Here is a 12,620-nt window from a genome sequence, read left to right as displayed (position 1 = left end):
GCGCTCATCGTGCCAAATCACCAGTGCCTCACTCCGTCCAACACCCCTCATCCGTCGCCTTCGGCGACACCTTCTCCCACAAGGGGAGAAGGCGGGGCGCTGCTGGCCCAAACATTAGTTCAACGAAATTTGAACTTTTTTCTTTGACGCCCGCGCAACCGCACCTAAATCTTGCTCCAACCAACCCGAATCCGCCCCAGGAACAAGGCCACCCCGATGAACCAATACTCCCCGCCGAAAGTCTGGACCTGGAACAAGCCGAATGGCGGCGCCTTCGCCTCGATCAACCGCCCGATCGCCGGGCCGACGCATGAGAAGGAACTGCCTGTCGGCAAGCATCCGCTGCAGCTCTATTCGCTGGCCACGCCCAACGGCCAAAAGGTGACGATCATGCTGGAGGAGCTTCTGGCGCGCGGCCACAAGGGCGCCGAATACGACGCCTGGCTGATCCGCATCAATGACGGCGACCAGTTCGGCTCGGGCTTCGTCGAGGTCAATCCGAATTCCAAGATCCCGGCGCTGATGGACCGCAGCGAGCCGAAGCCGGTGCGCGTGTTCGAATCCGGCTCGATCCTGACCTATCTCGCCGAAAAATTCGGCGCGTTCCTGCCGACGGAGCGTGCGGCGCGGGCGGAAACCTTCTCGTGGCTGTTCTGGCAGATGGGCTCCGCCCCCTATCTCGGCGGCGGCTTCGGCCATTTCTACGCCTATGCGCCGGAAAAGATCGAATACGCCATCGACCGCTTCGCCATGGAAACCAAGCGGCAGATGGACGTGCTCGACCGCAGGCTGGCGGAAAGCGAATACCTTGCCGGCCCGGACTACACCATCGCCGACATGGCGGTGTGGCCCTGGTATGGCGGGCTCGCCAAGGGCCGCAGCTACAACGATGCCGCTCAGTTCCTCGCCGTGCATGAATACGAGCACGTGCAGCGCTGGGCAGACGCGATCGACGCCCGGCCGGCGGTCAAGCGCGGCCGTATGGTCAACCGCCTCTCTGGCGATCCCGCCTACCAGCTGCACGAGCGCCACGACGCCAGCGACTTCGAGACGAAGACGCAGGACAAGCTGCAAGCGGCGGAGTGAGCTGCTGATCTCCCCTCGAGGGGGAGATGTCGCCGAAGGCGACAGAGGGGTCGCCGCGCGTGAAGCACCACCTCCTCGTTGTGTTCGCCAAGTGTCGGCACTCTATGTGAGACGACCCCCTCTGGCCTGCCGGCCATCTCCGCCTCAAGGGGGAGATCACCTACCTCCCATAGGTATACGTCGCCGTCGCCTCGCCCAGCGCCTGGCTCTTGGCAGCCACCGACACCATCTCCGGCGACGGATTTTCCGGCGTGCGCAGCTTGGCCTCGCCCAGCGCGTAGAGCGTGAAGACATAGTGGTGCTTGCCGCTGCCGGGCGGCGGGCACGGACCGAAATAGCCGGCTCGGCCGACGCCGCCTGTGCCGGACACCGTGCCTTTGGGCAGACGCTTGCCGCTTTTAGAGCCGGCGCCTTCGGCGAGGCCCTTGGCGCTTGCCGGGATGTTCCAGGCCAGCCAATGCCAGAACCCCTTGCCGCCATTGGCATCGGGATCGAACATGGTGAGCGCGTAGCTCCTGGTGCCGGCCGGCGGATCTTTCCAGGCAAGCGCGATGGAGACGCTCTTGCCCCCGCAGCCGGCCTTGTCGCCGAGATATTTTGCGTCCCATTTGTCGTTGGAGACGGACGGGCTGGAGAGCTCGAAGGCGGATGCCTGGGTGGCGAAGGCAGCGAAGGCAAGTGCGATGAGGCCGAGGCGTGGGATCATGGCCGTCCTCCTGGGCTAAGATCTTTGAGTTTAGCCGAAAGGCCGCGCAACACCCAGCAACTTTGCGTGACGACTTGCGTTTAATCTCCCCCCTTGAGGGGGAGATGGCCGCGAAGCGGCCAGAGGGGGTCGCCTCACGTAGATCGCCAGCCTCGTCTCTCGTCGCGAAAAAGGCGCGCCGGCGCTTCACGCGCGGCGACCCCCTCTGTCGCCTTCGGCGACATCTCCCCCTCAAGGGGGGAGATTGGCGCCCCTACTCCGCCGCGTTGCATTCCTCCAGCGGCGGCGCCACCAGATCCGCGACAGCCGCAATCCACAGCCTGTCGATGCGGGCGAGCTTGGCCCCATCGATCTGGTCGAGATGGTTCCAGTACATGCCGTCCTCGTAGAAATAGCCGAGTGCCCGCTCCATCGCCTCGGCCACCTCCACCATCTCGAGGTCGATGCCGGCGCGCAATTCTGACTGCATTGCGGCAAGACGCGATGGCGACAGCTCCCGCACCGCCTCGAAGGAGAGTTTTGGGAAAACCAGCCGGCTGCGCGGCAGGTCCGACAGGTTGACGCAGAGCGTGCCGCGCCTGAGCGCATGGATCAGCAGCCGCGCGGACTTCGCCTCGAGGCTTTGCAGCGTGACGTCGTCGCGCAGCGGATCGGCGCTGCCGGTGCCATAAAAATGGGTGTCGCCGGCATGGTCGTAGACCATGTCGCAGCCGAGGAAGGCTAGCGCGTCGGGCCTCTGGTTGTGGATGCTCCAGTAGGCCGCCGTCAGCGACATGGTGGCGCCGGCATAGACGAAACCGCCAAAACTGTTCTGCGCCGGCACATAATGGGCCGCGCTGAAGATTTGCCGCATCGGGTCAGGCTGCGGCATTCGCTCGGGTGGAAAATCGCCGGCATGGACAAGGATGTCCCAATCGGGGCGCACGCGCCAGGCATTGTTGATGGCAACGATGCTGGCGAAGGCATCCTTCGGCCACGCGGAGCAGCGCATGACGTCAGGCGCACTGCCGAGCAGCAGCGTCACGCGGGGCGATGCATTCATGCAATCCTCTTTCGCAAATTGGCCCGACGCATTTGACTTTGCCGGCCCTCCCTACAAGTGCCGGCCGTCGCGCGATCTGCCCGCCAGGCTTCGAAAAGGCGCGGCGATGCGGATCTTCACGAATTCTTTCAGCCGGAACATCCCCCCGCAATCCTCCGTTGGAAATCTGAGGCAATCAACGATGAAACAGTTTGGAGGCTTCCAATGATGAAGAAAATTTTTGCAGCTTCCGTGCTATCCGTCGCGCTTGCCACCTCGGCCGCGATGGCGCAGTCGACTGGTGCGTCGGGCGGCGTTTCCGGTGGCGTGTCTGGCGGCACGAGCGGCGACATGTCCGGTGGCACGACCGGTAGCGGAACGGTGACAGGCACCACGCCAAATCCGACGGACTCCACCACGACCAGTTCCACGACGCAGTCACAGTCGAACGGCATGGAGGATCGCTGTAAAGACAGCGGCGGCTACGATACCGACAACAACACCCCAAGCGGCGCCATGACCTCCGACATGCAGAACTGCAACAAGTAGCGCCGGTTGACCTGTTCGCTTCGCGGCGTCGGTTCCCGACGCGGGAAGGTCAATGAAAAAGCCCCGCCGGTGGAGGCCGTCGGGGCTCTTTCGTTCGGGCCGTGAAGGTGGGACATCGCGGCCGGTCGATCCAGGGGGTGTTGGATCGGCCGGGACCCTAGCCGAAGAACGGGCGCGCCGATAATCACGCCTGCGCACTACCGATCACGGTTGTGCGAGAAGGAGGTGATACCCGGTGAAGAAACGGTTGATCTCCCCCCTCGAGGGGGAGATGGCCGGCAGGCCAGAGGGGGTCGTCTCACAACGCCGACGCGTCGGCGCGATCGAGAAGAGGTTGGCGCTCCACGCGCGACGACCCCCTCTGTCGCCTTCGGCGACATCTCCCCCTCGAGGGGGGAGATTACCCCCTCAACAACTTCGCCAGCCTTGGCACGCCCTCATTCACCGCGCGGTCGTTGGCCAGCGTAAAGGACATGCGCAGCGTGTTGCGGCCGGTGCCGTCGGCGTAGAACGCGTTGCCGGGCACGAAGGCGACACGCGCCTCCTTCACCGAACGCGCCAGGAGTTCGGTGGCATCCGCGCCTTCCGGCAGCGTCAGCCAGACGAACATGCCGCCATCCGGCCGGCTCCACGAAATGCCGTCGGGCATCTCGGCCTCGAGCGCGCCGAGCAGCGCGTCACGCCGCTTGCGGTAGGCGCCGATCAGCCTGTCCACCTGGCCATCGAAAATGGCCTCGGCGACGCGGTGCATGACCATCTGGTTGATCGAAGGGCTATGCAGGTCGGAGGCCTGCTTCATCAGCACCAGCTTTTCCACCACATGGCGCGGCGCGCAGACCCAGCCGACACGCATGCCGGGCGACAGTATCTTGGAGAAGGAACCGCAATAGAGCGTGCGGGCGTTGTCGATGCCGCCGGAGCGCGCGCAGTCCAGCGCCAGGATCGGCGGCACCGCCTCGCCGTCATAGCGCAACGCGCGGTAGGCGGCGTCCTCGATGACGGCGATGTCGAGCTCGCCGGCGAGGTCGAGCACCGCCTTGCGCTGCGCGGCATCGAGCGTGTTGCCGGTCGGGTTGGCGAAGTCCGGCACCAGATAGGCGAATTTCACCTTGCCGCCATTCGCGGCCGCGCGGTAAGCCTCCGGCGTCATGTTGCCGCCGGCCGTGTTCAGCCGGTCATAGCGCGGCTCGTAGGCATTGAAGGCCTGCAACGCGCCGAGATAGGTCGGCCAGGTGACCAGGGCGGTGTCGCCGGGCGACAGGAACAGCTTGCCGAGATAATCGAGCGCCTGCTGCGAGCCGGAGGAGATGAAGATGTTTGCCTCGTCGCACTCGATGCCGAGCTTGCCCATGTAGCCGGCCAGCCATTTGCGCAGCGGCAGAAAACCCTCGCTGACCTGGTACTGCAGCGCGGTCCCCGCCTCCGCGCCGCCGAGCACGGCCTGGTAAGCGTCGCCGATGGCTTCAGCCGGAAACAGCGAGGGATCCGGAATGCCGCCGGCAAAGGAGATGATGTCGGGCTGGTCGAGCAGCTTCAACAGCTCGCGGATTTCCGAGGCCTTCATGCGCGACGAGCGCGAGGCCAGAAGGTTCAACAGGGTCAAGGCGCACCTCCCGCGGGGCGTTTCGTATTTTAGGTCAACCAGGCTGACCTATTATCAGCCTCCGCGCCCGGCGTGAATAGCCCAAACGGTCATAGCCCATCGTCCAGGCGACATTGTTGTTCACACTTGTCAAAATCGCCGCAACACTTTTGGGCGCCCTGCGCTGGCCCACATATTTTCCGTTGGCCCACATATTTTCACAAATGCTAATGGAAAAATGTTGCGGGCCGAACGGCTTCGGCGCAGCATGAAATACCAGGAGCCGGATAGAGCGGGAAAATCAATCCGGCCGAACGGGGATGGGGGCAATGACACTCGAACTTATCGGGGCCGGATTCGGCCGCACCGGCACGTGGTCCACTTTCGCCGCGCTGAACAGGCTCGGCTTTCCGAGCTACCACATGCAGGAAGTCATCTTAAACAAGGCCAACAAGGGCCATCTCGACTTCTGGCGCAAGGTGGCCAACAGCCCGCCCGGCAGCCAGCATGACTGGAACCGCGTGTTCGCCAATTATCGCGCCACCGTCGACAATCCGGGCTGCTGCGTGTGGCGCGAACTGATGGCCGCCTACCCACGCGCCAAGGTGCTTTTGACGCTGCATCCGCGCGGAGCCGAAGCCTGGTATGACAGCACCATCGACACGATCTACTTCACCGAAAATGTCTGGCAGTTCAAGGTGCTGGAATGGCTGACTCCGTTCGGCCGCAAATTCGGCGACATGTCGAACAAGCTGGTCTGGGGCCGCGCCCTGAAAGGCGTCATGGACGATCGCGACAAGGCGGTGGCGCGCTACAACGCCTATATCGACGAAGTGAAGGCGGCGGTGTCGCCGGAAAGGCTCCTGGTCTTCAAGGTGACCGACGGTTGGGGCCCGCTTTGCGATTTCCTCGGCGTTCCGCTTCCGAACGAGCCCTTCCCCAACCTCAACGACCGCGCCAGCATCAAGAAGATCATCCGCGACATGATCGTCGGCTCCTATGTGATGCTGGCCGGCGTGGCGCTGGCGATCGCACTGGCGGTCGGCGGGCTCTGGTGGTGGCTGGGGTAGCTATAGCCATCCCCAGCGGTCGGTAGGGCCGGCGACGCGGCCCGGGGTTCCGTCGAATGGCGGAATTGCCGATATATTAGAATAGGCGCATGTTATCGCAAGCCGAAGCCATGCTCCGGCTGAACCGCCATTGGCCATGTTTGCCCAGGTGGTCCACGGACCAGGTCAAATGTCAGGGAAAACCAGGAAAGTCCGTGCTGCTCACACCATCGGGCAGCCCGAGACGTGATATTTGGAGGAGACAGCCATGAAGGTCACCATATTGGCGAATTACGAACCCCAGGCCGCCAAGGGGCTTATGCAGGGATCGGACCGGGAAGCTGCGGTCAAGGCGCTTTTTGAAAGCGTCGGCGGCAAGATGAGCAGCCTGATGTTCACGCGCGGCAAGTATGACGTCGTCGTCAATGGCGAGGTGCCGGACCAGACCGCCGGGATGGGCATGGCGCTTGCGGTGCGGGCAAGTGGCTCGGTGAGCGACCTCGTCGTCCTCGAAGAGCTCGACATGAAGGGGGTGCTCGCAGCCGCCAACAAGGCTGCCGGCGTCTACAAGCCCGCCGGCTGACCGTCTTGGCCAGCCAGGACGGACAAGCGTGCCGGTGCTGCCTGGCGTCCACCTAAAGCGCGTCGCGATCTTTCAGATTCGCTCTGTGCGCTTTAGGTTTTTGATCTTACGCATGTCTTTGTCCCGAAACCGGTTTCCCACTTTCGGGAGACATGCTCGAAAGCGCGTGGCGTCGAACGGATTCGAGCGACGCGCTTTAAGCCTTTGTTTTGATGCATGTCGTTGTCCCAGAACCGCTAAACACTTCTGGGCGACATGCATTAGGTTTTTGGTTTTACGCAATTCCGGACGGAAACCGCCGCGTGCCTTTCCTGGAATTGCTTAAAACGGCAACCGAATCTCATCGTCATGAGCGGTCTGCCGCCAGCCGATGTCCTTACGGATCTCCGGCGGCAGTTCGTTCAGCTCGCGCATCGTCCTGCGGCGCTTGCTTGCCCGCGCAAAGGCGGCGCGGATGCGGTTAAGGCTTTTGAACATCGGGACCTCCACAAGCAGCGGCAGAAAGTCTGCCCGCTCACCGGGCGCCGCTTTTGAGGTGCGTCTGTAACCGGCCGATTGCGCGCGAACGGTGAAATGCTTCACGAAGCCGGAGCGCCCTGAAACATATGCATGCAAATTAATTTAAACGACGGAGGCGCATGGTCGCGCTCGCCACCGTTCAGCGTGCCGCCCAATTGCCTTTCTGCCCAGCCCCGTCCCTCACGATGATTTCGCGGTGCGGATAGGGGATGCCTATGCCATTCTTTTTGAACGTATCCCACAGCGCCAGCAGCACCTTGCCACGCACATTGGTCAGGCCCTGCTGCGGATCGTGGATCCAGAAGCGCAGGACGAAGTTGAGCGAGGAGTCGCCGAACCCCGTCAGCCAGCAGACCGGCCGCCGATCGGCTTCGACCCGCCCGACGCTGATCGCGGCCTCGATCGCCAGTTCGCTGACCTTGTGCGGATCGGCGTCGTAGGAGACGCCAAAATCCACATCGAGCCGCACGAGGTTGTCGCTGAACGACCAATTGATGACCCTTTGGGTGATGAAGTCTTCATTCGGGATCAGATATTCGCGGCCGTCGCGCGTCACCACCGAGACGAAGCGCGCCCGCAATTCCCGTATCCAGCCGAATGTGCCTTCGAGCGAGATGGTGTCGCCCGGCTTGATAGACTTGTCGAGCAGGATGATCATGCCGGAGACGAAATTCGAAACGACCTTCTGCAGCCCGAAGGCGAGACCGACGCCGATCGCGCCGGAAAAGACCGTCAGCGCCGTCAGGTCGACGCCGACGGCGGAAAGGGCGAAGGCGCCGGCAACCAGGACCAGGCCGATCTTCGCCACCTTGCCGATGAGGACGCGGATCGAGGGCGTCAGCTCCTCGGAGATGCGGACGCGCTCGTCGACATAATTGCCGATGACCACGGCGAACCAGACCGTGGCGGCCAGCAGCAGCACCGCCTTGAGTAGCAGCAGGGCCGAAAGGCGGACCGCGCCCATGGGGATTGCGAGGCTGTCCAGCAACGTCGCGGTCTCGTCGCTGACGCCCAGGATGACAAGCGCCGCGTAGGTCCAGATCAGCCAGCCGAGAAGGCGGGCGACGAGGCGGTTGTGAACCATGCGTGACAGCACAGACGCGAAAAGCCACGCGAGCGACAGCGAAAGGGCGACATGGATGAGGTAGAGGTGGCTCGGCCACACGAAAGGGCGCATGAGGTTGAGCGCGGCAAGCAGGAAGAGTGTGAAGAGGATCCAGTCCGTGCGTCGCAACAGGGCGATGACGACCCTCAGCAGTCCGGGATGACCCTTGATCTGTCTTGCCCGGTCCTCAACGAGAAGCTCGACGCGCCGTCCGGCAAACCTGGCCGCGAGGAACAGCGTGAGGATGATGGCGAGCTGGTAGAAGAGCCACAGCGAGGTGGCGTAGTTGAACCATTCGCTGGACCAGGCCAGCGCTCGGCTGATGGCGTCGCGAACATCCATTGCCACACGACCATCATAGACGGGCTAATAAACCCGCCGTTGCGGGGCCTATTCAAAGCCGCGCGTTCACGCGCTCGGGCGACTATGCGCCGGCGGCGCGTTGGCGTTTGTCCGACGGACTCTTCCGTTGATCCTCTTGGTCGATCTCGTCCATCGCCTGTTCCCAAAAGCGCAAGTCGGCGCCCTCGGGCTTTCCTTCTTTTTCCCAAAGCTCATAGGCACGCTGGCGGATGCGTTCTTCCCTGGTCTGGTCAGCCATGAAAACCTCCCGGTCTCTGTTTCACCGGAAGGAACGTCGGCGCCAGCGAAACGATCCATGCGAAGGCCTGGCGGCAGCCGATTTTCTCAGGCCCCCTCAACCAACCATTTCGCGATCCTTGGCAATCTGCGGCTCGACAGACCGGGCGCAGGCCGGACCGCGGCGATGCGGTCAGCTCGTCATCCTGCTGTCCCTCGCGACCAGCATGCCTCGGCGAAAGACCGTGCGCTCCCTCGGCACCGCCACCACCGCTTCCGGCACGTGCTCGGCCTTCAGCGCGACGAAATCGGCCTTGGCGCCGACCGCAATGCCATAGCCTTCGAGGCCCAGCGCCTTGGCGCCGGCATGGCTCACCAAGTCACAGGCCGCTTCCAGTTCCCGATCCTCGTAGAAGGCGGAACGGTAGCCGATCATGTTGGCGCGGTTCAGCATGTCGCCATCGCCATAGGGCCACCAGGAATCGCGGATATTGTCGGAACCGGCAAAGACCGTGACGCCCGCCTTGCGGAGCGCGGCCACCGGCGGAAAAGGATGGTTGCCGGGGGCATTGGTCATGATGGCAACGCCGGAGGCTGCAAGCATCTCGCCGGCCCTGGCCAGAGTGTCGGCGGAAATGTCGCCCAGTGCATAGGCGTGGCTGACGGCGACCTTGCCTTGCATGCTCATCGCCGCGGTCCGGGCGCATATCTCCTCGATCTCGAACAGGCCAAGTGTGCCGCCGTCATGCAGATGGATGTCGACGCCGACGCCGCGCCTTTCGGCAAGGCCGAAGACAACGTCGAGGTGGCCGTTCACATCGCGGTCGAAGCTCGCCGGGTCGAGCCCGCCGATCAGGTCGCAGCCGAGTTTCAGGGCCTCGTCCAGGAGCTCCGCCGTGCCCGGGGAAGACAGAATGCCGCTCTGCGGGAAGGCGACGAGCTGGATGTCGATCAGCTCGCGATATTTCTCACGCACGCCGAGGATCGTCTCGACATGCTTCAGCCCGACAGCGGCATCGACCATGACATGGCTGCGCATGGCGAGACTGCCATGGCCGACGCAAAGCTCGAGCTGGTTCTTCGCGCGCTCATCCATCGGCGCGGCCTGCTCAAGGCTCCGCATCTGGAAGGCGACACGCTCGCGCACGTCAAAACCGTCGGTGCAGGGAATGTGCGGACGCCAGGCATCGCCATAGAAGGAGGTGTCGAGGTGGATGTGGCCCTCGACGAAGGCCGGCAGCACGAGCTGACCGGCGAGGTCGACGGCGCCGGCCGGCGGAGCGGCGGCATTGGCGGCGGGCGCTATGGCACTGAAGCGGCCGCCGGTGACGGCAAGGTCGGCCAGCGTGCCGTCGGCGAGCCTGGCGTTGAGGAAATGGGTTTGGCGCAAGATGCAATCCATTGGGAGCGAAAGCATTATTCGTCGCCGCTGTGGAGGCCGCGGTCAATGCGGCGAGAGGTTGAAAGTGTTTCGCGCAAGCTGATCTCCCCCCTCGAGGGGGAGATGTCGCCGGAGGCGACAGAGGGGTCGTTGCGCGGAGCGCCGGCCGCTTCTTGCTTCCGCCAGGCGCCGGCGCTCGATGTGAGACGGCCCCTCTGGCCGCTTCGCGGCCATCTCCCCCTCAGGGGGAGATTACGCCCTGCCTATTCCGCTATCGCGGAAGTGCGCGCGCCTTGAAGATATGCAATGCTATATCTGCGGTACGAGGCCGCCGTGGTCGACGCGGACGCCCAAGCACATCCCCAACAATGTCGCCCCCAACGGCCGCGTCGACCATGAACTGAACGGCGATCTGACCCGGGTCGCCGTTTTGTTTTGCGCCGATCAGGCCTGTGTCTTGGCGTATTCCGCGACCAATCCATCATATTCCTCGATGGCCGGCGGGGCCGCGTAGCTATGCACGGCAGGCGTCGTCGCCCAGGGCAATTTCTCGCTGGTCCAGGTCTCGATGAAGGGCCTGAACCAGGCGGGGTCGTCGAGCATGGTCGGGCGCAGGTTGACGAACCAGTCGAGCCCTTCCGGCCGGGTGAACATCCAGGTCATGCAGTAGCCACAGAAATAGTGTCTCGAGGCGCCATGCAGGCCGCCGATCACCGGCTCGCCCTTGATGATCTCGAAGCCATCCGCAGGAATGGCGGCACTCAGCGAATAGGTGCTGGATGACATAAGCTGGCAGCCGGTGCAGTGGCAGGCCATGGTGAGCAGCGGCTTTGCCGAAATCTTCAGGCGCACGCGGCCGCAGCGGCAGCCTCCTTCGGCGGGAAGGGTAAGGGTTGGCATGGTGGGACTCCTTAGTGGGGTCGCGAAGGAACGCGGCCTCTCAGTGTTCACCCTCAACCAACGCCTTCGTCGTCGTCAGCCGCACGCCCTGCTTCACGAAAGCCTCGTTGTGCCGCGCGATGATGTCAGGCGCCTTCTCCTCCTGAGAATCCAGCGTCGAATGCGCATCCGAAACCACGGTGACGCCAAGCCCTTCGGCAAAGGCCCCTTTCACCGTTGCGGCAACGCAGAAATCTGTCTGGGCGCCGATGAGCATCACATCGCTCGCGCCCTGCCCCGCGACCCACTGCCCAAGCTCGGCGTTGGAGAAAGCGTTGCCAACTGTCTTGCCGAAGGTCGGCTCGTCGGCGGCCTGGCCGAGCAACGGCCATACCGGCCAGCCGGAAGCGCCCGGCGCCAGCGGATCGCCCTCCGGCCCGTCATGACGGATGAAGGCCACCTTGCGGCCGGTGTGCCGCGCCCAGTCGATCAGTTTTCGAGCGCGCTCGGCAATTGCGTCGGCGTCATGGATCGGCGGATCGAAACGGCCGTCGAACATGCCGGTTTGGAGGTCGATGACGATGAGCGGCGCGGTGGCGGAGGGGGCGGTGTCTGGCATGGCGCGAGGATAGCGTGGGTGAGCGGTGGGTCAAGGACGGAGAAGAGCTGGCAAGTGCCACCGTCGAGTCAAGATTAGACAATCCATAGTTGAAATATGACGTTGCTACAACTACAATCGATCGAGCCATTGGGGGAGCGACGATGAATGAACAATACACCGCGTTCCTGATCGGGGGGGCACAGGCGGGGACGAGCAAGCGATATTCGAGCTTCGCAATGCAGGCGCAAAATGCCGCCTCACCTGCAAATACCGGGACAAGGTGATCGAAGCTGAAGAGGACGACTACTTCGAAGCGCTGTTTCAGATTCGCCAAGAACTTGAAGTCGATGGGCTGTTGCCCTTCTGTTACGGCGCCAGCGGCAACGTCTTTCCTGAGGGGACAGTAGTCGAGATGAGTCGCGGACTGATCGCCTGCAAAGTGACGATGGGGCAGCCACCGCAAAAGACCGACTTGGTCAACATTTTCGGCGACGGCCATGATGTGGCGCCCACGTTCGCTCGAATACAACAGGAATGCTGGGACGCCTGGCTCGCTTCGTTGCCGCCATGAGGCCAGTATCGTCTGTACTGTTTTTAGGGAATGATAATGGATCCCGATTGGCCGTTTGACGATCCGCCCAATGTTGCGGTCTTCACGACACGTCAAGTCATGAAGGGCGAACACATCATCGACTATGTCGTCCATGATGACGACGACGGCGCGTGGCAGTTTCTGAACCGGGCTGTCGATTTCGACATTGCCAATGCCATGCTTGTCGGCCTGTCCGAGATGGTAAAGCGCGACAGCTCGCTTCGCGAGCTCTGGGATCTGCCCTATGGCTGGTTTGCATGGCGCGAGGGTAAGGGCCAACCTTGGCACAGGGCAGAGATGGAACAGGAGACGGGCTAAGGTGCCGGCGACGGAGCGCGTGATCTCCCCCTTGTGGGGGATGCCCGGCAGGGCAGAGGGGGGCGAAGGA

15 protein-coding genes are annotated in these 12,620 nt (G+C 63.3%); 6 read left to right on the top strand and 9 right to left on the bottom strand.

The window, feature by feature from the left end; translation table 11 throughout:
- Positions 1 to 216 precede the first annotated feature (216 nt).
- Positions 217 to 1,086: a glutathione-dependent disulfide-bond oxidoreductase gene (yghU, locus tag ABID26_RS29020; protein WP_292304954.1), complete on the top strand. Its 870-nt coding sequence runs from the start codon at positions 217 to 219 to the stop codon at positions 1,084 to 1,086.
- A 160-nt stretch (positions 1,087 to 1,246) separates the two neighbouring features.
- On the opposite strand, the gene ABID26_RS29015 is transcribed toward yghU, so the two are convergent.
- Positions 1,247 to 1,792: a YbhB/YbcL family Raf kinase inhibitor-like protein gene (locus ABID26_RS29015; protein ID WP_292304955.1), complete on the bottom strand. Its 546-nt coding sequence runs from the start codon at positions 1,790 to 1,792 to the stop codon at positions 1,247 to 1,249.
- A gap of 253 nt (positions 1,793 to 2,045) precedes the next feature.
- The gene (locus ABID26_RS29010) at positions 2,046 to 2,834 is read right to left on the bottom strand and encodes a hypothetical protein (RefSeq protein WP_292304956.1); all 789 of its coding nucleotides are present in this window, start codon (positions 2,832 to 2,834) and stop codon (positions 2,046 to 2,048) included.
- Positions 2,835 to 3,038: 204 nt separating this feature from the next.
- On the opposite strand from ABID26_RS29010, the gene ABID26_RS29005 reads away from it, so the two are divergent.
- A complete protein-coding gene (locus tag ABID26_RS29005; RefSeq protein ID WP_292304957.1) occupies positions 3,039 to 3,362 on the top strand; it encodes a hypothetical protein in 324 nt (107 codons plus the stop codon).
- Positions 3,363 to 3,762: 400 nt separating this feature from the next.
- Here the strand turns inward: ABID26_RS29005 and ABID26_RS29000 are convergent, their stop codons facing one another.
- Complete coding sequence (locus tag ABID26_RS29000) at positions 3,763 to 4,926, bottom strand: aminotransferase-like domain-containing protein (RefSeq protein WP_292339561.1); 1,164 nt, start codon at positions 4,924 to 4,926, stop codon at positions 3,763 to 3,765.
- Positions 4,927 to 5,273: 347 nt separating this feature from the next.
- Here ABID26_RS29000 and ABID26_RS28995 point away from each other — a divergent pair, with 347 nt between their 5' ends.
- Entirely contained in the window at positions 5,274 to 6,014 is a 741-nt protein-coding gene (locus ABID26_RS28995) for a sulfotransferase family protein (RefSeq protein WP_126100775.1), read from the top strand.
- A 247-nt stretch (positions 6,015 to 6,261) separates the two neighbouring features.
- Positions 6,262 to 6,576, top strand: a complete 315-nt coding sequence (locus ABID26_RS28990) for a GYD domain-containing protein (protein ID WP_292304669.1) — start codon at positions 6,262 to 6,264, stop codon at positions 6,574 to 6,576.
- Between the two features lie 321 nt (positions 6,577 to 6,897).
- Here the strand turns inward: ABID26_RS28990 and ABID26_RS28985 are convergent, their stop codons facing one another.
- The 6 genes from ABID26_RS28985 to ABID26_RS28960 all read right to left on the bottom strand — a co-directional run bounded on the left by ABID26_RS28985 (position 6,898) and on the right by ABID26_RS28960 (position 11,658).
- Complete coding sequence (locus ABID26_RS28985; RefSeq protein WP_245459997.1) at positions 6,898 to 7,158, bottom strand: DUF1127 domain-containing protein; 261 nt, start codon at positions 7,156 to 7,158, stop codon at positions 6,898 to 6,900.
- Positions 7,159 to 7,234: 76 nt separating this feature from the next.
- Entirely contained in the window at positions 7,235 to 8,542 is a 1,308-nt protein-coding gene (locus ABID26_RS28980) for a mechanosensitive ion channel family protein (protein ID WP_126102750.1), read from the bottom strand.
- Between the two features lie 82 nt (positions 8,543 to 8,624).
- Positions 8,625 to 8,801 (bottom strand): DUF2934 domain-containing protein, encoded by a 177-nt coding sequence (locus ABID26_RS28975; RefSeq protein ID WP_126100776.1) that lies wholly within the window; start codon positions 8,799 to 8,801, stop codon positions 8,625 to 8,627.
- A gap of 171 nt (positions 8,802 to 8,972) precedes the next feature.
- Entirely contained in the window at positions 8,973 to 10,181 is a 1,209-nt protein-coding gene (locus tag ABID26_RS28970; RefSeq protein ID WP_292304675.1) for an amidohydrolase family protein, read from the bottom strand.
- Between the two features lie 423 nt (positions 10,182 to 10,604).
- Positions 10,605 to 11,060, bottom strand: a complete 456-nt coding sequence (locus tag ABID26_RS28965; protein WP_292304670.1) for a GFA family protein — start codon at positions 11,058 to 11,060, stop codon at positions 10,605 to 10,607.
- 40 nt (positions 11,061 to 11,100) lie between these two features.
- Positions 11,101 to 11,658 (bottom strand): isochorismatase family protein, encoded by a 558-nt coding sequence (locus ABID26_RS28960; RefSeq protein WP_292304671.1) that lies wholly within the window; start codon positions 11,656 to 11,658, stop codon positions 11,101 to 11,103.
- Between the two features lie 262 nt (positions 11,659 to 11,920).
- On the opposite strand from ABID26_RS28960, the gene ABID26_RS28955 reads away from it, so the two are divergent.
- Together ABID26_RS28955 and ABID26_RS28950 are read left to right on the top strand one after the other, a co-directional pair.
- Positions 11,921 to 12,211, top strand: a complete 291-nt coding sequence (locus ABID26_RS28955; RefSeq protein ID WP_292304672.1) for a hypothetical protein — start codon at positions 11,921 to 11,923, stop codon at positions 12,209 to 12,211.
- Positions 12,212 to 12,247: 36 nt separating this feature from the next.
- On the top strand, positions 12,248 to 12,550 hold the full coding sequence (locus ABID26_RS28950) for a hypothetical protein (RefSeq protein WP_292304673.1): 303 nt from the start codon (positions 12,248 to 12,250) through the stop codon (positions 12,548 to 12,550).
- The last annotated feature ends 70 nt before the right edge of the window (positions 12,551 to 12,620 follow it).

Origin of the sequence: Mesorhizobium shonense (assembly GCF_040545255.1) — a bacterium.
GTDB lineage: Bacteria > Pseudomonadota > Alphaproteobacteria > Rhizobiales > Rhizobiaceae > Mesorhizobium > Mesorhizobium shonense.
The sequence above is the reverse complement of the archived record's forward strand: the minus strand, read 5'-3'. Positions and strand labels throughout refer to the sequence as shown.

Excerpts from the sequence above, each read along its gene's own strand:
- yghU (WP_292304954.1), top strand. The coding sequence starts at position 217 with ATGAACCAATACTCCCCGCCGAAAGTCTGGACCTGGAACAAGCCGAAT.
- ABID26_RS29015 (WP_292304955.1), bottom strand. The coding sequence starts at position 1,792 with ATGATCCCACGCCTCGGCCTCATCGCACTTGCCTTCGCTGCCTTCGCC.
- ABID26_RS29010 (WP_292304956.1), bottom strand. The coding sequence starts at position 2,834 with ATGAATGCATCGCCCCGCGTGACGCTGCTGCTCGGCAGTGCGCCTGAC.
- ABID26_RS29005 (WP_292304957.1), top strand. The coding sequence starts at position 3,039 with ATGATGAAGAAAATTTTTGCAGCTTCCGTGCTATCCGTCGCGCTTGCC.
- ABID26_RS29000 (WP_292339561.1), bottom strand. The coding sequence starts at position 4,926 with ATGAAGGCCTCGGAAATCCGCGAGCTGTTGAAGCTGCTCGACCAGCCC.
- ABID26_RS28995 (WP_126100775.1), top strand. The coding sequence starts at position 5,274 with ATGACACTCGAACTTATCGGGGCCGGATTCGGCCGCACCGGCACGTGG.
- ABID26_RS28990 (WP_292304669.1), top strand. The coding sequence starts at position 6,262 with ATGAAGGTCACCATATTGGCGAATTACGAACCCCAGGCCGCCAAGGGG.
- ABID26_RS28980 (WP_126102750.1), bottom strand. The coding sequence starts at position 8,542 with ATGGATGTTCGCGACGCCATCAGCCGAGCGCTGGCCTGGTCCAGCGAA.
- ABID26_RS28975 (WP_126100776.1), bottom strand. The coding sequence starts at position 8,801 with ATGGCTGACCAGACCAGGGAAGAACGCATCCGCCAGCGTGCCTATGAG.
- ABID26_RS28970 (WP_292304675.1), bottom strand. The coding sequence starts at position 10,181 with ATGGATTGCATCTTGCGCCAAACCCATTTCCTCAACGCCAGGCTCGCC.
- ABID26_RS28965 (WP_292304670.1), bottom strand. The coding sequence starts at position 11,060 with ATGCCAACCCTTACCCTTCCCGCCGAAGGAGGCTGCCGCTGCGGCCGC.
- ABID26_RS28960 (WP_292304671.1), bottom strand. The coding sequence starts at position 11,658 with ATGCCAGACACCGCCCCCTCCGCCACCGCGCCGCTCATCGTCATCGAC.
- ABID26_RS28950 (WP_292304673.1), top strand. The coding sequence starts at position 12,248 with ATGGATCCCGATTGGCCGTTTGACGATCCGCCCAATGTTGCGGTCTTC.